Here is a 21,343-nt window from a genome sequence, read left to right as displayed (position 1 = left end):
GAAACAAGTAATTACTATTGTCATAGTGAATATAAACTTTTTTCTTGACTTTTTATACGAAGGCGAGCAGAATGGTAAAAAAGGAAGGGGGGATGACAATGGAAGAGTACGTATTAGAGCTATATAATCTGTTATATACGACAGAATGGCAAGATATTGTTTCGTTTCTAGGAATAATGTTTTGTATGAAAATCGTAATTGTATATATGGAAGAGCAAGGTATGTTCTATTCCTTCTCATCCCCATTCGATGTGCAGCGCGAGCCGTTGCCAAACTATGCCAAGATAAATTACGAACAAATTCCTTTTGTTATATTCTTTATGATTCGATTTATAACAGCAATTGTAAAGAAAAAGGAAAGTGACGATGAAGAGTGCCACTCAACTTGTAGTATAGCGACTGCTTTTTAAGCTAAATACAAGGAGGAGATTTATATGTGGTTTCGATTTCTTATGATTGGTTTCTTTTCATTAACAGCAATTTCTTTAATGGGATATCAAGTGTCTGAAATTTTTCAAGCATATAGCAATACGTTTTTCAACAAAAACTAATTACATTGCTATTTAAATAATAAAGCGATAAAATCCTTCTTAAGAAGTTTTATTAAGAAGGATTTTTTTCTTTGCTCTGTCTTACTGTGTCAAACTATTGTCACATTTACACTGTGAATAATATGTTAAAATAGTGAGGTTACGTATACATATTTGAAGGAAGAGGAGTGACCATTTTGGTGGATCAATCAACTAATCAGAAAAGCTATGCTCCTATTGTGATAACGCTTTCTGTAATTGTAAATGCGATTATTTTATTTTTGTTCTTTGGACCTGTTGGCTATGAAGGAGAAGTACATTTTGATGTAACGATTTTACCAATGTTAAATGCAATTTTTAATAGCTTTACGTTCGTGTTCTTATTAGCAGCTTTATACTCGATTATTAAGAAGAATGTGAAAATGCACCGCGGTTTCATCCTGGCAGCATTTACAACGACGTTGCTATTTTGTGTTTCTTATTTATCGTATCATTACTTGGCGCCGGCAACACATTTTGGTGGGGAAGGATTCATTAAATATGTGTACTTCATTATTTTAATTACACATATTATCCTTGCAGCAATTATTGTACCACTTGCATTGTTTGCACTTGTATTTGGTTTTACAAATCAATTAACACGTCATCGTAAAATTGTACGTTGGACGATGCCGATTTGGTTATATGTAAGTTTATCAGGTGTTATTGTTTACTTAATGATCTCACCTTATTACCAATAAAAAATCTCAGCCTGTAGGCTGGGATTTTTTTTGTTAGGCAAATATTTTTGTGAAATGAAAAAAATATGGTATACAAAAGTATAGTTGCTTTTCATATAGAAGGGATGGTAAGGGATATGCAAAATTTTGTATTTCGTAATCCGACGAAACTTATTTTTGGTAAAGGTCAATTAGAACAGTTAAAAACTGAAATTCCACAGTTCGGTAAAAAAGTTCTTCTCGTATATGGGGGAGGCAGCATTAAAAGAAATGGTATTTATGATAATGTACTTTCTATTTTAAAAGATATAAATGCAGAAGTATTTGAATTGACAGGCGTTGAACCGAATCCTCGTGTATCAACTGTAAAGAAAGGGATTCAAATTTGTAAAGATAATGGCGTCGAATTCATATTAGCAGTTGGTGGAGGCAGTGTAATCGACTGTACGAAAGCAATTGCTGCTGGTAGCAAATATGATGGAGATGTATGGGATATTGTAACGAAAAAAGCATTTGCTAGTGAGGCGTTACCATTTGGTACGGTGCTTACTCTTGCAGCAACAGGGTCTGAAATGAATGCGGGTTCTGTCATTACAAACTGGGAAACGAATGAAAAATATGGCTGGGGTAGCCCAGTTACTTTCCCGCAGTTTTCGATTTTAGATCCAGTCCATACTGCGTCTGTACCGAGGGATCAAACAATTTACGGTATGGTAGATATTATGTCACACGTATTAGAGCAATATTTCCACCACGGAACAAATACAGAACTACAAGATCGTTATTGTGAATCTGTATTAAAAACAGTAATTGAAACCGCTCCTAAGCTTTTAAGTGATTTAGAAAATTATGAGCATAGAGAAACCATTTTATATTGCGGTACTATGGCGTTAAACGGCATTTTAGCGATGGGAGTAAAAGGAGACTGGGCAACTCACAATATTGAGCACGCAGTTTCTGCGGTTCATGATATACCACACGGAGGTGGCCTTGCGATTTTATTCCCGAACTGGATGAAGCATGTCGTAGATGAAAATGTAAGTCGTTTTAAACAGTTCGCTATTCGTGTATTCGATGTAGAAACAGATGGGAAAACTGATCTAGAAATTGCGTTAGAAGGAATTGAGGCGTTACGTCAATTTTGGACTTCAATTGAGGCGCCGGTAACATTAGCTGATTACGCTATTGGGGAAAATGAAATTGATTTAATGGCGGATAAAGCGATGGCTTATGGCGAATTTGGTAACTTTAAAAAATTAAATAAAGACGATGTTTTAAGCATATATAAAGCTTCTTTATAAGTAAATCGAGCAAAGAAACCCATTTGATTGTTATATCGAATGGGTTTCTTTTTTTTTGTTTATAACTGTTAGTGATTGGTTTTGATTTTTTATGAGTGTTTATGGTTGATTTTTGTGATCGTTTTCATTATACTGTAATCAAAGAAGAGGTGAATGAAATGTTAACTCCTGAACGTCATCAAATGATATTGCAACTTGTAAAAGAGCTGAAGGTTGTTAAATTACAACAATTAGTGGAAAGAACAGAAAGCTCTGAATCAACAATTCGTCGTGATTTAGCGCAATTGGAAAAACAAAGGTTATTAAAAAGAGTTCACGGTGGTGCGGCTGTTTTAACAGGAAAAGGACAAGAGCCAACGATGGTTGAAAAATCATCCAAAAACATTCAAATAAAACAACAAATTGCGAAGCATGCGGCTAGCATTGTTGAACAAGGTGATTGTATTTTTTTAGATGCAGGAAGTACGACATTTGAAATGATTCCATTTTTAATAAATAAAGACGTTACTGTCGTTACAAATGGACTTATGCATATTGAAGCTTTAGTTGAAAATAATATTCGTGCATATTTACTAGGCGGAATGATGAAAAGTAGGACGAAAGCTTTAATCGGTGCTATGGCGCAGGAAAGTATGCAAAAGTATCGTTTTGATAAATGTTTTTTAGGCGCGAATGGTGTGCATGAACAACTTGGTTTTACAACACCGGATCCAGAAGAGGCGCTTTTAAAACAAATGGCATTAACATTAGCAAACGAAGGATATTTCTTAATTGATGAAAGTAAGTTTTCAGAAGTTGCGTTTGCGAAAATTGCCAATGTTGAAGAGGCAAATATTATTACAAACTATTTAGAAATTGATTTAGAAAAATATAAAAGACAAACCAATGTAATTGAGGCTGATAAACAATGATCTATACAGTTACTTTAAATCCATCTATTGATTATGTAGTACAAGTTAATTCCTTCGATTTAGGCGCAGTAAATCGAGCAGAGAAAGATATGAAATTTCCTGGAGGAAAAGGGATTAACGTTTCTCGCGTTCTTCATCGTTTAGGTGTTGAAAATGTAGCACTTGGATTTACTGGTGGATTTACCGGTCAATTTATTAAAGATGTATTACAGGCGGAAGGTGTAACGACAAACTTCGTCCAGGTAGACGGTGATTCCCGAATTAATGTGAAAATAAAAGGGCAAGAAGAGACGGAATTAAATGGGCAAGGTCCTGATGTGACAAAAGAGCAATTTGAACAATTAATGAAACAGATTGAAAGTATGAAGCAGGGAGATTGTGTTGTACTAGCTGGAAGTGTACCAACGTCTATTTCAACTACTTTTTATGAATCAATCGCAGCGCTCGGAGCTGAAAAAGGTATTCGTGTAGTAGTAGATGCAAGTGGAAGTGCACTGCAGCATGTAATTAAAAATAAGCCATTTTTAATAAAGCCTAATCATCATGAACTTGGTGAGTTATTCGGTGTAGAGATTTCCACAGTAGAAGATATTTTACCGTATGGGAGAAAATTAATTGAACAAGGTGTAGAGCATGTGATCGTATCAATGGCTGGAGATGGGGCTTTACTATTTACGGTAGAAGGTATATATGAAGCAACTGTTCCAAAAGGTGTTGTAATTAATTCGGTTGGGGCTGGAGATTCTCTCGTTGCAGGATTTGTAGGGAAATATGAACAGACGAAAGATATTGAAAAGGCATTTCAATATGGCGTTGCAACAGGGAGTGCAACAGCATTTTCAGCTGATTTATGTGAAAAAGAAAAAGTAGAAGAATTATTGTCGCAAGTAATTGTAACTAAGCGATAGGGGGAAGCAACATATGAAAATTACAGAACTATTAAAAAGGGATACAGTTATTATGAATTTGACAGCTTCAAATAAAGAAGCTGTCATAGATGAATTAGTTGAGAAATTAGACGGCGCAAATCGTTTAAATAGTAAAGCGGAATTTAAAGAAGCTATTTTAAAGAGGGAGTCACAAAGTACGACTGGAATAGGGGAAGGGATTGCAATCCCTCATGCGAAAACAAAAGCTGTTAAGCAACCAGCGATTTGTTTTGGTAGAAGTGTAAGCGGTGTCAACTATGAATCGCTTGACGGACAGTCAGCGCATTTATTCTTTATGATTGCTGCGAGTGAAGGGGCGAATAATACTCATTTAGAAACGTTATCGCGCCTATCTACATTATTAATGGATGAAGGGTTTCGTAAGCAATTATTAGAAGCAAAGGATGAAGAGGAACTTCTTCGTTTATTTGATGAAAAAGAGAATGAAAAAGAAGAAGAGGTTGAAGTTGTAAAACCAGAAGGAAATGAACCGTACGTATTAGCGGTTACGGCTTGTCCAACTGGAATCGCTCACACGTATATGGCAGCGGATAGCTTGAAAGCAAAAGCAGCAGAGCTAGGTATAGCAATTAAAGTTGAAACGAATGGATCAACAGGTATAAAAAACGGTTTAACGAAAGAGGACATTGAACGCGCAACGGCAATAATTGTTGCGGCAGATAAACAAGTAGAAATGAACCGTTTTGCTGGGAAACATGTCATTCAAGTGCCAGTCGCTGATGGGATTAGAAAAACGGAAGCGCTTCTTAATCGAGCTGTAAAACAAGATGCGCCAATCTTTAAAGGAATAAAGGAAGATGGGAAGATAGAGAGCACAGAGAAAGAAAAAGGGTTAGGAATTTATAAGCACTTAATGAACGGTGTTAGTAATATGCTTCCATTCGTTGTTGGTGGAGGAATTTTAATTGCACTAGCATTTTGGGTTGGTGGTATAAAAGCAGAAGGACCATTGGCTGAATTGTTAATGTCTATTGGTGGAGGTAAAACAGGGGCGTTTTTATTCCTCGTACCAATTTTAGCTGGATTTATTGCAAGTTCTATTGCTGATCGTCCTGGTTTTATGCCTGGTGTTGTTGGTGGATTTTTAGCAGCACATGCGAATGCTGGGTTTTTAGGGGGATTAATTGCTGGTTTCTTAGCTGGGTATGTTGTTGTAGGATTGAAAAGATTGTTCTCAGGATTACCAGTACAGTTAGAAGGAATTAAGCCTGTATTGTTATATCCAGTCTTTGGATTGTTGATTACAGGAGTTGTTATGCAAAAAGTAGTAATTCCGCCTGTAGTAGCATTGAATGAAATGTTAACAGGATGGTTAAATGGTTTGAACGGTACGAATGCTATATTATTAGGTCTTATTTTAGGTGGCATGATGGCAATTGATATGGGTGGTCCAATTAATAAAGCAGCATTTACATTTGGCATTGCTGCAATAGAAGCGCAGAACTTTGGAATTCACTCAGCAGTTATGGCTGGTGGTATGGTACCGCCATTAGCGATTGCATTCGCAACTACTTTCTTTAAATCAAAATTTACTGAAGCAGAACGTAAATCTGGTTTAACAAATTATATTATGGGGGCGTCGTTTATTACAGAAGGTGCGATTCCATTTGCAGCTGCAGATCCGATTCGAGTAATAGTAAGTTGTGTTGTTGGTTCAAGTATTGCGGGTGCATTATCTATGTTATTCCAAATTACATTACCAGCACCGCATGGTGGATTGTTTGTTATCGCATTAGTAAATAAACCGGTGTTATATATTTTCTCGATATTGATAGGGACAGTTATTTCAGCTCTTATGATGGGGATTTGGAAAAAGAAAGTTAAATAACATATGAAAAGGAGGAGCTTTTATTAGCTGCTCCTTTTTATTACAAAAAAGAAGGTTAATAATGGAAGAATGATGGATTTTGGTAAAAGATGTAATGAAATATGAATTTTTTGTAACAAAAAAGTAATACTGTAATTTTTTCTGGAAAAAAATTCTGGTGCTTGTATGTGGAAAATATATGAAAACTATTGGGAATTCTATTGGAAATAGAATTCATTAATATGGAAATTTATGTTACAACTCATTAATCGCATATTACGAATGGTTTGTAATTGTGTGATTTTTAAAAATCTCAAAAATCTGTTGCTATAATGAAAATACGAAAACAAAGCAAATGGAGGCTATTCATGAAAAAATTATTAGGTATAGCAACAGCAGCAGTTTTTGGTCTTGGGATTTTTGCGGGTTCTGCGAAAGCAGAAACGATTGTAACAACAGATGTATTAAATGTTAGAGAAAACCCAAATGTAGAATCAAAGCTTGTAGGTAAAATGTTGAGTGGAAATACATTAGATGTTGTAAATACAGAAAATGGATGGACAAAAATTAAATTAAATGGTCAAGAAGCGTTTGTGAGTGCCGAGTTTACAAAAAGTACATATTATGTAACAGCAGGCGTGCTAAATGTTCGTGCTGGAGCGAATACGGACTCTGAAATTCTTGGTAAACTTAATAAAAATGATGTAATTGAAACGACGAATCAAGTTCAAAATGAATGGTTACAATTTGACTATAATGGAAAAACAGGATATGTTCACGTGCCATTTTTAACGGGGACGGCACCTGTGATTGAAAAGAAAGAAGTTGTAACGCAAGAAGAAGCGCCGGAAAAAGTAAATACGCCAGTTAAAAATAATAAAGCAGTTAAGAGTAAAGAGTCTGTTAAGAATGTAGAATCAAGTAAACCTGTGGCAAAAGAGAAGCCAACTGCGAAACCAGTTGCAAAATCTACTGAAACAAGTGCGCCTGCTGGTGGACGTGAAATAACAGTAGAAGCGACAGCGTATACAGCGCACCCAAGTGAGAATGGTACGTATGGTGGTCGTGTATTAACTGCAATGGGGCATGATTTAACAGCAAATCCAAATATGAAAGTCATTGCTGTTGATCCTAAAGTGATTCCACTTGGATCAAAAGTATGGGTAGAAGGATATGGAGAAGCGATTGCTGGAGATACGGGTGGCGCGATTAAAGGAAATCGTATTGATGTTTTAGTTGGTTCAGATGGTAGTGCTGATAACTGGGGGCGCAAATCTGTAAAAGTGAAAGTTATAGAGTAGTATATATGCATGAATATGAAAGGCGGTTGCTTGAAAGTGTGTAAGCAACCGCCTTTTATGGATTATTGAAAAGGATAAATCGTTTTACCTGTAATAATTTTATATGCACTGCAAAATTGATTTTGAATATATTCTGTATTTTTATTTTCTGGATGTAATGTTGTTTCTTGGAGAGTAGAATGAAAAGAACGTAGCAAACAATTTAAGGCAAAGTATAATTCTTCTTGTGAGCAATTTTGTTCTTTTGTAGCAGTAGCTAAAATGAGGTCATTTGTTAAAGATGAAAAATTAAGGGTGGATTGTTTCATAGTCAACTCATCCTCTCGAAGGTATTTTTAATCATGTATATGCGGAATTGGACAAACTATGTTCTTTTTTATTTATAATTTCATGTACCGGAATGAAAGAACTTGCAATCATGCCGTTAAAATTGGTAAGATTGGATATAATCAATAGATGGAGTACATCACATAAAGAGAGTTGAATGATATGGGAGAAGTGCAACGTGAAAAAGTTGCTGTCATCATTGGGCCAACGGCTGTTGGGAAGACGAAGTTAAGTATTGATCTTGCTAAAGCGTTGAATGGTGAAATTATAAGTGGAGATTCCATGCAGATTTATCGTACGATGGATATTGGAACTGCAAAGGTGACGAAAGAAGAGATGGATGGAATTCCACATTATATGGTCGATATAAAAAATCCGGAAGAATCATTTTCTGTTGCCGAATTTCAAGAACGTGTTCGTAAGCATATTCGAGAGATTACAGAGCGTGGTAAATTGCCAATTATCGTTGGTGGAACTGGCCTGTATATACAATCTGTTTTATTCGATTATCAGTTTACGGATGATGCTGGTGATACTATATACCGAGCGCAAATGGAACAGTTAGCATTAGAACGTGGTGTGGAATATGTACATAAAAAGTTACAAGAAGTAGACCCGGAAAGCGCTGAGCGTATTCATGCAAATAATGTACGCCGTGTCATTAGAGCGTTAGAAATTTTCCACACGACGGGTGAAAAAATGAGTGATCAACTTGAAAAACAAGAAAACGAGTTATTATACGATGTTTCCTTGATTGGCTTGACAATGGATCGAGAAATGCTATACGATCGCATTAACTTGCGAGTTGATATAATGATGGACCAAGGTTTATTAAAAGAAGTAGAAGGATTGTATAATAGCGGGATACGAGATTGTCAATCTATTCAAGCGATTGGGTATAAAGAGATATATGATTATTTTGAGGATCGTGTCTCTTTAGAAGAAGCGGTATCACAATTAAAGACGAATTCACGTCGTTATGCAAAGCGTCAATTAACATGGTTCCGTAATAAGATGGATGTCACATGGTTTGATGTTACAGACGGTGAAAAAACGTCAGAAATTTTACGATACATAGAAGGAAAGTTACAACTAAAGTCGAATAATAGTAAGTAGAGAAAAAGAGGAGGATTCGACATGAAGCAATCAATCAATATTCAAGATCAGTTTTTAAATCAACTCCGTAAAGAGAATACGTTTGTTACGCTGTACTTATTAAATGGTTTCCAGCTTCGTGGATTAATTAAAGGATTTGATAATTTTACAGTCCTACTGGAAACAGAAGGTAAGCAGCAGCTTATTTATAAACATGCAATTTCTACATTTGTACCACAAAAAAATGTTTCAATTGAATTAGAGTAGTAATGAATTATTGTACATAACAAAAAAAGAGCGAGTTTCTCGCTCTTTTTTTATTTGCCATAAACAATAGATCGTGGAATTTAAGCGATTCTAAATACAGTAAGACGAATGTTAGTGTTGCCTGTTGCAGGGATCGTAATCTCGTTAAGAGTAGATTGGACAGAAATGTTTGCGCCAGCTCTTAACGTTTCAATTGTAGTAAATGAAAGTGAGTCGCCTATTAGATTTGAAGAGAAGTTGTCAGTTGCGACTGCTCCATTTATTGAAATTCCTACTCCAAGTGGGGCACATCCTGGTGCAGTGGTAGAGATGGATACGCTAATGACATAAATACCAGCGTTGATAACAGTAACTGTATCTGTGCCGTTGAAGGTAATGTTGTTTACGTTAATTGCAGTATTAAAAATGAAGTTGTTAAATTGGAGTACTGTTTGTTGAATGTTGTTTGTAACGACAATTGTTGCTACAGGGAAGCTAGGTCCGGTAGGCCCAGTAGGTCCAGTAGCTCCTATACCAGTGGCGCCGGTAGCACCTGTTGGTCCTTGAATACCTTGAGGTCCAGTAGCGCCGGTAGCACCAGTGTTCCCTTGAGCACCCTGAGGTCCAGTGGCACCCGTGTTACCTTGAGGTCCCTGAGGTCCAGTAGGTCCAGGAGGCCCACCAGAAGGTCCGGTAGGTCCGGTAACTCCTATGCCAGTAGCACCAGTGTTCCCTTGAACGCCTTGAGGTCCAGTGGCACCGGTAGCGCCAGTGTTCCCTTGAACACCCTGAGGTCCAGTGGCACCCGTGTTCCCTTGAGCACCCTGAGGTCCAGTAGCGCCAGTAGCACCAGTGTTCCCTTGAGCACCTTGAGGTCCGGTAGCACCAGTAGCGCCCGTGTTCCCTTGAACGCCTTGAGGTCCAGTGGCACCGGTAGCGCCAGTGTTCCCTTGAACACCCTGAGGTCCAGTGGCACCAGTGTTCCCTTGAGCGCCTTGAGGTCCAGTGGCACCCGTGTTACCTTGAGGTCCCTGAGGTCCAGTAGCGCCGGTAGCACCAGTAGCACCAGTGTTCCCTTGAACACCTTGAGGTCCGGTAGCACCAGTAGCGCCAGTGTTCCCTTGAACGCCTTGAGGTCCAGTGGCACCGGTAGCACCAGTGTTCCCTTGAACACCCTGAGGTCCAGTGGCACCCGTGTTACCTTGAGGTCCCTGAGGTCCAGTAGCGCCGGTAGCACCAGTAGCACCAGTGTTCCCTTGAACACCTTGAGGTCCGGTAGCACCCGTAGCGCCTGTGTTCCCTTGAACGCCTTGAGGTCCAGTGGCACCGGTAGCACCAGTGTTCCCTTGAACACCCTGAGGTCCAGTAGCGCCAGTAGCACCAGTGTTCCCTTGAACGCCTTGAGGTCCAGTGGCACCAGTAGCACCAGTAGCGCCTGTGTTACCTTGAGGTCCCTGAGGTCCAGTAGCGCCGGTAGCACCAGTAGCACCTGTGTTACCTTGAATACCCTGAGGTCCAGTAGCACCAGTAGCGCCTGTGTTACCTTGAACACCTTGAGGTCCAGTAGCGCCGGTAGCACCAGTGTTCCCTTGAACACCTTGAGGTCCGGTAGCACCCGTAGCGCCTGTGTTCCCTTGAACGCCTTGAGGTCCAGTGGCACCGGTAGCACCAGTGTTCCCTTGAACACCCTGAGGTCCAGTAGCGCCAGTAGCACCAGTGTTCCCTTGAACGCCTTGAGGTCCAGTGGCACCAGTAGCACCAGTAGCGCCTGTGTTACCTTGAGGTCCCTGAGGTCCAGTAGCGCCGGTAGCACCAGTAGCACCTGTGTTACCTTGAATACCCTGAGGTCCAGTAGCACCAGTAGCGCCAGTGTTACCTTGAACACCTTGAGGTCCAGTAGCGCCGGTAGCACCTGTGTTACCTTGAACACCTTGAGGTCCAGTGGCACCCGTGTTACCTTGAGGTCCCTGAGGTCCAGTAGCGCCGGTAGCACCAGTAGCACCTGTGTTACCTTGAATACCCTGAGGTCCAGTAGCACCAGTAGCGCCTGTGTTACCTTGAACACCTTGAGGTCCAGTAGCGCCGGTAGCACCAGTGTTACCTTGAACACCTTGAGGTCCAGTAGCGCCGGTAGCACCCGTGTTACCTTGAACACCTTGAGGTCCAGTAGCGCCGGTAGCACCAGTGTTCCCTTGAACACCTTGAGGTCCAGTAGCGCCGGTAGCACCAGTGTTCCCTTGAACACCTTGAGGTCCAGTAGCGCCGGTAGCACCAGTGTTCCCTTGAACACCTTGAGGTCCAGTAGCGCCGGTAGCACCAGTGTTACCTTGAACACCTTGAGGTCCAGTAGCGCCGGTAGCACCCGTGTTACCTTGAACACCTTGAGGTCCAGTAGCACCTGTGTTACCTTGAACACCTTGAGGTCCAGTGGCACCGGTAGCACCCGTGTTACCTTGAACACCTTGAGGTCCAGTAGCGCCGGTAGCACCCGTGTTACCTTGAACACCTTGAGGTCCAGTGGCACCGGTAGCACCCGTGTTACCTTGAACACCTTGAGGTCCAGTAGCGCCGGTAGCACCAGTGTTACCTTGAACACCTTGAGGTCCAGTGGCACCAGTAGCACCCGTGTTACCTTGAACACCTTGAGGTCCAGTAGCGCCGGTAGCACCTGTGTTACCTTGAACACCCTGAGGTCCAGTGGCACCAGTAGCGCCAGTGTTCCCTTGAGGTCCCTGAGGTCCAGTAGCGCCGGTAGCACCAGTAGCACCTGTGTTCCCTTGAGGCCCCTGAGGTCCGGTAGGTCCAGGAGGCCCGCCAGAAGGTCCGGTAGGTCCAGTAACTCCTATACCAGTGGCACCGGTAGCGCCCGTGTTCCCTTGAGGTCCAGTGGCACCAGTGGTGCCTGTGTTCCCTCGAGGTCCAGTGGCACCGGTAGCGCCTGTGTTCCCTCGAGGTCCAGTGGCACCAGTAGCACCTGTGTTCCCTTGAGGCCCTTGAGGTCCAGTAGCGCCCGTGTTCCCTTGAGGTCCAGTGGCACCAGTGGTGCCTGTGTTCCCTCGAGGTCCAGTGGCACCAGTAGCGCCAGTGTTCCCTTGAGGCCCTTGAGGTCCAGTAGCGCCCGTGTTCCCTCGAGGTCCAGTAGCGCCGGTAGCACCAGTAGCACCTGTGTTCCCTTGAACGCCTTGAGGTCCAGTAGCACCTGTGTTCCCTTGAGGTCCAGTGGCACCAGTAGCGCCTGTGCTACCTCGAGGTCCAGTGGCACCAGTAGCGCCAGTGTTCCCTTGAGGTCCAGTGGCACCAGTAGCGCCTGTGCTACCTCGAGGTCCAGTGGCACCAGTAGCGCCTGTGTTCCCTTGAGGCCCTTGAGGTCCAGTAGCGCCCGTGTTCCCTCGAGGTCCAGTGGCACCAGTAGCGCCTGTGCTACCTCGAGGTCCAGTGGCACCAGTAGCGCCTGTGTTCCCTTGAGGTCCTTGAGGTCCTTGAGGTCCAGTAGCGCCCGTGTTCCCTCGAGGTCCAGTGGCACCAGTAGCGCCTGTTGGCCCTGTAGGTCCTTGAATAAATGAAGCAGAATTAACTAGAGCGGTTTGTAATGCTGCTATTAATTTAAGAAGCTCTTGAAGTGTGCAAGGGTCAATTCGGAATAGTTTTGTAATGTATAGTAAATAATTAATTAGATTTTGAAGCTCGATAAATACAGCACTTGCTACGAAGGTTGGATTTTTTAATATAGTTATTAAATTTTTGATAATAGCTAACCCTTGTGCCTTCAGGGAGGAAGTAGCGTCTAGTGAACAAATAAATTTACTTAGTAGGTTCAATGTATCGATTAGATCTTCAATATTTTGAGGAGATGGATTTGCGAAAAGTTTTGGAATTATTTTTGTTAAATCGATAATGATTGCGCGGAATGTTCTAAGTTGTGCCTTAGTAACTGGGATTGATGGAGTATTTGGGATTCGTCCGGCGCTACTTGGAAAGCATGGTTTGGAGAATTTGTTCTGACTGTCGTTAAAATGAGACATTAAATCTCTCCTTTCTCATGAGGATATGAACGAAACTCATCATAGTAGATGCAAAAATTAGTTAAATGGTCATAGTAAAATCGTTTGTTTAAAGAAAAAATAGAAAAAACGCCTTAGGATAAGGCGTTTTTTCTATTTTCTGCGTATTGATAATATCGTTTGAGTGAAACTTTTGATTTAAATCCAACTAGTTTTATAATTTCTGATTCGGGAGTTTCTTTTTTTATTAAGTTTAAAATATAGGTGTTACGAAAGTGTTGTCCTGAGATTCCTTTGCGTAAATTAGCTCTAGATACTTCAAGGCGAATCATTTTTTGGATAGCGATTTCTGTTAATCCCTTTGGTGCATCATTTTCGTATACCCATCTGTATGTTCCGCGATTAAAATCAAATGCAATAAATAATGGATCATTACTATGGTATTTTGGGCGAACGGGCTCTGGGATGCTTTTGTAATAAGTATATAGTTGTTTTTTGTCTTCGCTAGTTAATGTAATTGTTCTTTCTATCCCTGCGGTTGCTGGGATAGATAATGTGTTCGTTTCAAAGTGGACGTGCTGCATAGTTAATGCTGTAAGATCCTGTAAGGATAATCCATAGTCGATTAATAAATTCAAAATAGCGATATTACGATCCATTAATAAAGGGCGCACAGGACGCTGTTTTTCTGAAAGTCCTTCTAATGAAGTGACTATATATTTTAATCTTTTTTCTTCATCAGATGAAATGAAATCCTCATTACGAAGTGTGCGGTCTGGTTGAATAGAAATTTCCATGTTCTTTAATGGATTAGGGATGTTTAGAAAGTGATGCATTCTATTTAATACAATAAATACACGGTGCATCGTTTTCTCTGAGTAATGTCGATTCTTTTTTAAGTCGGAAAAGTAATCTTCATAGTCTTTTGTACAAAGTGTAGCCCATATATTACTGGAAGGGAGCTTTTTGTTTTTTTCTAACCAATGTCCGAAATCTTCAATGTCATAAACATAACGTTTAATGGTTGAAGGTTTTCGGCCTTTATTCAATAAAAAAATAGAAAAGGCTTGTATTGTATCATGGAATTCCGTTGTCTCCATAGTCCCACCACCTTCATTATTTCTTATATTATAGCAAACTTTTCTGAAAATAGTCATTTGCAAGGGAGACAGGAATAATAATATTTGGTGAGTGGATAAAGTGAAACTTTAATCAGTGGGGTATTTGTTCATCTCCCTTGATTATTAGTTGAACCAATCGGGCATTTACGGGCAGTTATCTCTCGTCTAACTTCCTCGCGTTTGCTGAATTTTGAGGTGGGAGTCTTATTGCTTGTTCATGCAGGATAAAATGAGGTGAGTGTATGGAACAATCGATGCGAAAGAAAAATAATAATCAAATTAACATTGTGTTAAATCATCGAAAGAAAATTTCTTTACCGGCCGCGGAAAATAAAACGGTAATTTCAAATGAAACCACTACGAAACATGAGATGCTGCAAAGAATTGAAGAAGAGATGGGAAAGCTCGTTGGGATGGATGATATAAAAAAGATAATAAAAGAAATATATGCTTGGATTTATGTAAACAAAAAAAGACAAGAAATAGGGTTGAAGTCTGAGAAGCAAGTACTCCACATGTTGTTTAAAGGGAATCCAGGTACAGGGAAGACAACTGTTGCTAGAATGATAGGGAAATTGTTGTTTGAGATGAATATTCTATCAAAAGGGCACTTAGTTGAAGCTGAACGTGCGGATCTTGTAGGAGAATATATCGGTCATACAGCTCAAAAAACAAGAGATTTAATAAAAAAAGCAATGGGAGGTATTTTGTTTATTGATGAGGCGTATTCATTAGCTCGAGGGGGAGAAAAAGATTTTGGAAAAGAAGCAATTGATACGCTCGTGAAACATATGGAAGATAAACAACACGGTTTTGTATTGATTTTAGCTGGATATTCAAGAGAGATGAATCACTTTCTTTCATTAAATCCAGGTCTGCAATCCCGTTTTCCATTTATAATTGAATTTGCGGATTACTCGGTAAATCAGCTGTTAGAAATAGGGAAGAGGATGTATGAAGAACGTGAATACCAGTTATCGAAAGAGGCTGAATGGAAATTTAGAGATCATTTACATGCTGTAAAGTACTCATCGCAAATTACATCGTTTAGTAATGGAAGATATGTACGGAATATTGTTGAAAAATCGATTCGTACACAGGCTATGCGCTTGTTGCAAGAGGATACGTATGATAAATATGATTTAATTGGGATATCAAGTAGTGATTTGATGCTTGAAGAGGAGACGCACAGTACATAAACTGTGCGTCTGTTTTTTTGTATAAGTGCTGTTACTCTTTTTTTGCTTTGTCTTGATAAGATTTATGGAAACGTTCCATTTTAGCACTTTTTTCGTGTGCAGAATTAGGGTCATGTCCAATTTGACCTACTGAGCTTTTTTGAGCACCTTTATTAACATGGTTTGTCATTTGTATTCACCTCGCTTTGAGGATTAGTATAAACATTATGTAAAGAAAAACTCGTTAGAAAAGAAAAACCTCTTTACGTTCTGTAAAGAGGTTGGATTGCTATTTATGCACTGAACGTTCGTTTGTGTCTATACGTCTATGCGGTAAGTGCCATTTGTAGTGAATAGAAACCATGCGGAAGCAAACAATTAAAATGAATAAGGTGTATAAAGCCCAATCACTAACAATAATTTGAGCGCCGATTAAGAAACCTGCTAGAATCGTCCAAAAAGCATATACTTCAGCTCGAAGGACAAGAGGTTTTCTACGGGCTAAAAGATCGCGGATAATACCGCCGCCAATGCCAGTTAAAACAGCTGCTACGATCGTAGCGCTAATTGGTAAATTTAATTTCTGAGCATATAATGCCCCTTGTACGGCGAATGCTGATAAGCCGATAGCATCAGTGATGTTTTCCCACTTTTTCCAGTGTCTAATTAATTTATTTGGAAAAAGAAAAATAATTGTCATTGATAAAAGTGCGATTTGGAATAACATGTCTTGTTGCCAAAACGCGACAATCGGATAACCGATTAATAAATTACGAAGGGCACCTCCCCCAAATGCGGTTGCCATTCCTAAAATATACACCCCGAAAATATCATAATCCTCTTCCATTGCAACAATGGCTCCGCTTAGCGCGAAAGCGATTGTGCCTATGATGCTAAAAATCTCCCATGCCATGAATTTTCTCCCCCGCTAACTAGATGAAATGTGCTTCCTCTGCTATTATATTAGAAGGTTTAAATTTCGAAAAGGATGAGTGAACATATTTGATGGAAGAAAAAGAAAAAGTCATATTAGTGGGCTGTCAATTGCCGCAAGAAGATGATGAAAAATTTATGCATTCCATGAAAGAGCTTGCATCGCTAGCAAAGACTGCGCGAGCAGAATTGTTAGTGTCTACAACGCAAAAACGACCGAAGTTTCATCCGGCGACATATATAGGTAAGGGTAAATTAGAAGAGCTTACAATGTTAACTGAAGAATTAGAACCGGATGTTATCGTATTTAATAACGAATTAACGCCGAGTCAAATTCGGAATTTATCCTCGGTATTAGATGCGAGGGTAATTGATCGAACACAACTCATATTAGATATTTTTGCGCAACGTGCGAAGTCGAGGGAAGGTAAGCTTCAAGTAGAATTAGCTCAGTTGCAATATACAATGCCGCGTCTTATGGGGCAAGGATTGTCTTTATCACGTCTTGGTGGTGGTATTGGGACGAGGGGACCAGGTGAGACGAAACTAGAGACGGATCGTCGTCATATTCGATCACGTATTGATGAAATAAAGAAACAACTTGCAGTTGTTGTGGAACATCGGAAAAGATATCGTGAGAGAAGAAAAGAGAATAAAGTATTTCAAGTTTCGTTAATAGGATATACGAATGCGGGCAAATCTACGTTGTTTAATAGGTTGACGGAAGCTGATACATTTGAAGAAAACTTGTTGTTTGCAACGCTAGACCCGACGACAAGGAAAATGCCGTTACCTTCTGGTTATACAGTATTACTAACTGATACGGTTGGTTTTATACAGGATTTACCTACGTCATTAATTGCGGCTTTTCGTTCGACATTAGAAGAAGCTGGTGAAGCGGATGTTATTTTACATGTAGTTGATTCTGCAGATCCTAATTATGTAGGGCATGAAAAAACAGTAAAACAACTATTGTCAGAACTTGAAATTAATCATATTCCTATTATTACGTTATATAATAAAAAAGATGAATTACATCAAAACTTTATTCCGTTTCCGAAAAGTGACTTCTTAATGACTAGTGCTTTTGAAGAAAATGATTTATTACATATAAAAGAAGCGATAGAAACGAAAATGAAGGAAGAAATGAATTGTTATCAAGTGGAAATTCCTCCGAGTGAAGGTAAGTTGTTAACGTTATTAAAGACGGAAACGCTTTTAACAAAGATGGAGTTTTTAGAAGATAAATTTGTATATGATTGCGTAGGGTATATTTTTGCTCATTCATCGCTTAATGTGCAATTAAAGAGATTTTTAGTGAAAGAAGGAGAAAATAAAAATGTTTGATCGTTTGAAAAATGGAGAAAAAATTGCTCCAATCGTAAAAGAAGTAGAGAGCCAAATTACAGAAGTACATAAACGTGCGGATGAAGTAATTGAAAGTAACCAGTTTCGTGTATTAGAAAGTTTTCGTAAACATAAAATTAGCGATTCGCATTTTATTCCGACGACAGGTTATGGTTATGATGATATTGGCCGTGATACGTTAGAAAAAGTGTATGCGGATGTATTTGGAGCGGAAGCTGGTCTTGTTCGTCCACAAATCATTTCAGGTACTCACGCTATTTCTACAGCGTTATTCGGTATTTTACGTCCAGGTGATGAGTTATTGTACATCACTGGTAAGCCGTATGATACGTTAGAAGAAATCGTTGGTGTACGCGGAAAAGGTGTAGGTTCATTTAAAGAATATAATATTGGTTATAATGCAGTTCCGCTTACTGAAGAGGGGCTTGTTGATTTTGGAGCAGTTGCGGCTGCAATTCATAGTAACACGAAGATGATTGGTATTCAGCGTTCAAAAGGTTACGCTACTCGTCCGTCATTTACTATTTCTCAAATTAAAGAGATGATAGCGTTTGTTAAAGAAATTAAACCAGATGTTGTTGTATTTGTAGATAATTGTTATGGCGAGTTTATTGAAGAGCAAGAGCCATGTCATGTTGGTGCAGATTTAATGGCAGGTTCGCTTATTAAGAACCCTGGTGGTGGAATTGTTAAAACTGGTGGTTATATCGTTGGTAAAGAACAGTATGTTGAAGCGTGTGCATATCGTTTAACATCTCCAGGAATCGGTGCGGAAGCAGGGGCATCTTTATACAGTCTACAAGAAATGTATCAAGGTTTCTTCTTAGCGCCGCATGTAGCGGGACAAGCGCTAAAAGGTGCGATTTTTACAGCTGCATTTTTAGAGAAGTTAGGAATGAATACATCACCAGCATGGAATGCGCCACGAACAGATTTAATTCAGTCTGTTCAATTCGATGATAAAGATCGTATGATTGCATTCTGCCAAGCAATTCAATATGCATCTCCGATCAATTCTCACTTCACTCCATATGCCAACTATATGCCTGGTTATGAAGATGATGTAATTATGGCTGCGGGAACGTTTATTCAAGGTGCAAGTATTGAATTGTCAGCTGATGGTCCAATTCGTCCGCCTTATGTTGCTTACGTGCAAGGTGGGTTAACTTATTCACATGTGAAGATTGCGATTTGTTCTGCAATTGATGCATTAATTGAAAAAGAATTATTAACAATTTCTTAAGGGGAAGCTGTCGATTTCGACAGCTTTTTTCTTGTGAAAGTAATGATTTATTTCATTAGAAAAAAGAATGAAAAAATTTATAAAAAAATCATGTAAGAAAAGCTAACATCTATTGACACTAAACATAACATGGTATAAAATGAGAAACAGTTAAGGCGAAGGAGGAACTGAAATAATGAAAGAAGATAGACGTTCTGCCCCGCTGTTTCCTATTGGTATTGTTATGGATTTAACACAATTATCTGCACGTCAAATTCGCTACTATGAAGAGCATAATCTTGTTTCTCCAACCCGTACGAAGGGGAATCGTAGATTATTTTCATTTAACGATGTAGATAAGTTGTTAGAGATTAAAGACTTATTAGATCAAGGCTTGAATATGGCTGGTATTAAACAAGTGTTACTAATGAAAGAAAATCAAACAGAAACAGTGAAAGTAAAAGAAGAAACGAAAGAAATTTCAAAAACTGAGCTTCGCAAAATACTTCGAGATGAACTACAACATACAGGTAGATTTAATCGAACTTCATTGCGACAAGGTGACATTTCAAGGTTTTTTCACTAAAGAGAACTGATTCTGAAGGTGTTTAGAGGGACTAAGGAGGAATTTATAATGGCTAGGTACACAAAAGAAGATATTTTCCGTTTGGCGGAAGAAGAGAATGTAAAGTATATCCGTTTACAATTTACAGACCTTTTAGGAGTAATTAAAAACGTAGAGATTCCAGTGAGACAATTAACGAAAGCTCTTGATAACAAAATGATGTTTGATGGATCTTCGATTGAAGGTTTCGTACGTATTGAAGAATCTGATATGTATTTATATCCGGACTTAGATACTTGGGTAATTTTCCCATGGACTGCTGAAAAAGGTAAAGTTGCTCGTCTAATTTGTGACATTTACAATGCAGATGGCACTCCATTTGATGGAGACCCACGTAACAACTTAAAACGTGTGTTAAAAGAAATGGAAGCTTTAGGATTCTCAGATTTCAATCTTGGACCAGAGCCAGAATTCTTCCTATTTAAAGTAGATGAAAAAGGAAATCCAACATTAGAATTAAACGATAACGGTGGATACTTCGACCTTGCGCCGATGGATCTAGGGGAAAACTGTCGTCGTGATATCGTTCTTGAACTAGAAGAGATGGGCTTTGAAATTGAAGCGTCTCACCATGAGGTTGCTCCAGGGCAACACGAAATTGACTTTAAATATGCAAATGCAATTCGCTCATGTGATGACATTCAAACATTCAAACTTGTTGTAAAAACAATTGCTCGTAAACACGGTTTACACGCAACATTTATGCCAAAACCATTATACGGTGTGAACGGTTCAGGTATGCACTGTAACTTATCACTATTCAAAAATGGTGAGAACGTATTCTTTGATCAAAACGGTGACTTACAATTAAGTGATGATGCTCGTCACTTCATCGCAGGTATTTTAAAACACGCACCAGCATTTACAGCGATAGCAAATCCAACTGTAAACTCTTACAAGCGTTTAGTACCTGGATACGAAGCTCCTTGTTACGTAGCATGGTCTGCACAAAACCGTAGTCCATTAGTACGTATCCCTGCATCTCGTGGTATTAGTACACGCGTAGAAGTACGTAGTGTTGACCCAGCTGCAAATCCATATTTAGTAATGGCTACATTATTAGCAGCAGGTCTTGATGGAATTAAAAACAAATTAACTCCACCAGCTGCAGTAGACCGTAACATCTATGTAATGACAAAAGAAGAGCGCGAAGAAGCAGGTATCGTTGACTTACCAGCAACATTAGCGCAAGCATTAGTTACATTACAATCGAATGAAGTAGTATGTGGTGCACTAGGTGATCATTTACTTGAGCACTTCATTGAAGCAAAAGAGATTGAGTGGGACATCTTCCGCACGCAAGTTCACCAATGGGAACGCGATCAATATATGTCTCTATACTAAGAGACTTCAACCCTTGACACATAACGTGTTGAGGGTTTTTTATTTATCGGGTATTTTTATATGAGGAATAGAAAGGGCAAGCAAATTCCGAAATGTACTTGTTAATATCTATGCAAAATGAATATCATTTGAAAAAAGTGAATTGTTTAATATATACGACTTATTTTAATGGGTTAAAAAGCCTTGTTGAAATAAGTTTCAATACAAAGAAAAACTCCTCGATACTGCAGTAATAGGGGGTTTTCGTCATTTATCTACAGTGAATTATGAAGAATATTGTCGTAATTTTTGAACTGAAATTAAGAAGTGTTTAAACAAAAATAAATTATATTGACTCGTTCTATATAAAGAACTAAAATGACAG

Annotated in this window: 19 protein-coding genes; 14 read left to right on the top strand and 5 right to left on the bottom strand. The window is 39.2% G+C overall.

The window, feature by feature from the left end; translation table 11 throughout:
* The first annotated feature begins 71 nt into the window (after positions 1-71).
* The 7 genes from ACHZK0_RS17935 to entD all read left to right on the top strand — a co-directional run bounded on the left by ACHZK0_RS17935 (position 72) and on the right by entD (position 7,519).
* The gene (locus tag ACHZK0_RS17935; RefSeq protein ID WP_262742462.1) at positions 72-410 is read left to right on the top strand and encodes a hypothetical protein; all 339 of its coding nucleotides are present in this window, start codon (positions 72-74) and stop codon (positions 408-410) included.
* Positions 411-727: 317 nt separating this feature from the next.
* Entirely contained in the window at positions 728-1,270 is a 543-nt protein-coding gene (locus ACHZK0_RS17930; RefSeq protein WP_000228316.1) for a DUF420 domain-containing protein, read from the top strand.
* A gap of 116 nt (positions 1,271-1,386) precedes the next feature.
* A complete protein-coding gene (locus ACHZK0_RS17925; protein ID WP_262742461.1) occupies positions 1,387-2,550 on the top strand; it encodes an iron-containing alcohol dehydrogenase in 1,164 nt (387 codons plus the stop codon).
* Positions 2,551-2,708: 158 nt separating this feature from the next.
* On the top strand, positions 2,709-3,461 hold the full coding sequence (locus ACHZK0_RS17920) for a DeoR/GlpR family DNA-binding transcription regulator (RefSeq protein WP_395760773.1): 753 nt from the start codon (positions 2,709-2,711) through the stop codon (positions 3,459-3,461).
* Complete coding sequence (pfkB, locus tag ACHZK0_RS17915) at positions 3,458-4,369, top strand: 1-phosphofructokinase (protein ID WP_262742459.1); 912 nt, start codon at positions 3,458-3,460, stop codon at positions 4,367-4,369. The genes ACHZK0_RS17920 and pfkB overlap by 4 nt, the downstream gene beginning before the upstream one ends.
* A 13-nt stretch (positions 4,370-4,382) precedes the next feature.
* Entirely contained in the window at positions 4,383-6,239 is a 1,857-nt protein-coding gene (locus ACHZK0_RS17910; protein WP_262742457.1) for a PTS fructose transporter subunit IIABC, read from the top strand.
* 347 nt (positions 6,240-6,586) lie between these two features.
* The gene (entD, locus tag ACHZK0_RS17905) at positions 6,587-7,519 is read left to right on the top strand and encodes a cell wall-binding protein EntD (protein ID WP_262742456.1); all 933 of its coding nucleotides are present in this window, start codon (positions 6,587-6,589) and stop codon (positions 7,517-7,519) included.
* 62 nt (positions 7,520-7,581) lie between these two features.
* Here the strand turns inward: entD and ACHZK0_RS17900 are convergent, their stop codons facing one another.
* Positions 7,582-7,827: a hypothetical protein gene (locus ACHZK0_RS17900; protein ID WP_395760772.1), complete on the bottom strand. Its 246-nt coding sequence runs from the start codon at positions 7,825-7,827 to the stop codon at positions 7,582-7,584.
* Between the two features lie 181 nt (positions 7,828-8,008).
* Here ACHZK0_RS17900 and miaA point away from each other — a divergent pair, with 181 nt between their 5' ends.
* Together miaA and hfq are read left to right on the top strand one after the other, a co-directional pair.
* On the top strand, positions 8,009-8,962 hold the full coding sequence (miaA, locus tag ACHZK0_RS17895) for a tRNA (adenosine(37)-N6)-dimethylallyltransferase MiaA (protein ID WP_063260641.1): 954 nt from the start codon (positions 8,009-8,011) through the stop codon (positions 8,960-8,962).
* Positions 8,963-8,983: 21 nt separating this feature from the next.
* Positions 8,984-9,208, top strand: coding sequence for an RNA chaperone Hfq (gene hfq / locus ACHZK0_RS17890; protein WP_000813896.1), 225 nt, complete (start codon positions 8,984-8,986; stop codon positions 9,206-9,208).
* 80 nt (positions 9,209-9,288) lie between these two features.
* On the opposite strand, the gene ACHZK0_RS17885 is transcribed toward hfq, so the two are convergent.
* Both ACHZK0_RS17885 and ACHZK0_RS17880 read right to left on the bottom strand, forming a co-directional pair.
* On the bottom strand, positions 9,289-13,209 hold the full coding sequence (locus ACHZK0_RS17885; protein WP_395760771.1) for a Gly-Xaa-Xaa repeat protein: 3,921 nt from the start codon (positions 13,207-13,209) through the stop codon (positions 9,289-9,291).
* A gap of 113 nt (positions 13,210-13,322) precedes the next feature.
* Positions 13,323-14,288: a tyrosine-type recombinase/integrase gene (locus ACHZK0_RS17880; RefSeq protein ID WP_262742813.1), complete on the bottom strand. Its 966-nt coding sequence runs from the start codon at positions 14,286-14,288 to the stop codon at positions 13,323-13,325.
* Between the two features lie 263 nt (positions 14,289-14,551).
* Between ACHZK0_RS17880 and spoVK the strand changes: the two genes are divergently transcribed.
* Complete coding sequence (gene spoVK, locus ACHZK0_RS17875) at positions 14,552-15,508, top strand: stage V sporulation protein K (RefSeq protein WP_048525539.1); 957 nt, start codon at positions 14,552-14,554, stop codon at positions 15,506-15,508.
* 31 nt (positions 15,509-15,539) lie between these two features.
* On the opposite strand, the gene ACHZK0_RS17870 is transcribed toward spoVK, so the two are convergent.
* Positions 15,540-15,677: a hypothetical protein gene (locus tag ACHZK0_RS17870; protein WP_063260593.1), complete on the bottom strand. Its 138-nt coding sequence runs from the start codon at positions 15,675-15,677 to the stop codon at positions 15,540-15,542.
* Between the two features lie 99 nt (positions 15,678-15,776).
* Positions 15,777-16,400 carry a trimeric intracellular cation channel family protein gene (locus ACHZK0_RS17865; RefSeq protein ID WP_048544241.1) on the bottom strand — a complete coding sequence of 208 codons (624 nt, stop codon included), beginning with the start codon at positions 16,398-16,400 and terminating at the stop codon, positions 15,777-15,779.
* Positions 16,401-16,492: 92 nt separating this feature from the next.
* On the opposite strand from ACHZK0_RS17865, the gene hflX reads away from it, so the two are divergent.
* The 4 genes from hflX to glnA all read left to right on the top strand — a co-directional run bounded on the left by hflX (position 16,493) and on the right by glnA (position 20,979).
* A complete protein-coding gene (gene hflX / locus ACHZK0_RS17860) occupies positions 16,493-17,767 on the top strand; it encodes a GTPase HflX (RefSeq protein ID WP_262742828.1) in 1,275 nt (424 codons plus the stop codon).
* Positions 17,760-19,031 (top strand): aminotransferase class I/II-fold pyridoxal phosphate-dependent enzyme, encoded by a 1,272-nt coding sequence (locus ACHZK0_RS17855; RefSeq protein ID WP_000460296.1) that lies wholly within the window; start codon positions 17,760-17,762, stop codon positions 19,029-19,031. Before hflX ends, ACHZK0_RS17855 begins: the two co-directional genes overlap by 8 nt.
* Positions 19,032-19,206: 175 nt before the next feature.
* On the top strand, positions 19,207-19,596 hold the full coding sequence (glnR, locus tag ACHZK0_RS17850; RefSeq protein ID WP_000656784.1) for a transcriptional repressor GlnR: 390 nt from the start codon (positions 19,207-19,209) through the stop codon (positions 19,594-19,596).
* A gap of 48 nt (positions 19,597-19,644) precedes the next feature.
* A complete protein-coding gene (gene glnA / locus ACHZK0_RS17845; RefSeq protein ID WP_262742815.1) occupies positions 19,645-20,979 on the top strand; it encodes a type I glutamate--ammonia ligase in 1,335 nt (444 codons plus the stop codon).
* Positions 20,980-21,343 lie beyond the last annotated feature (364 nt).

It is taken from the genome of Bacillus sp. 3G2 (genome assembly GCF_044324725.1).
In the GTDB taxonomy this organism is placed as follows: domain Bacteria; phylum Bacillota; class Bacilli; order Bacillales; family Bacillaceae_G; genus Bacillus_A; species Bacillus_A mobilis.
This window is presented reverse-complemented; position numbering and strand designations above follow the sequence as displayed.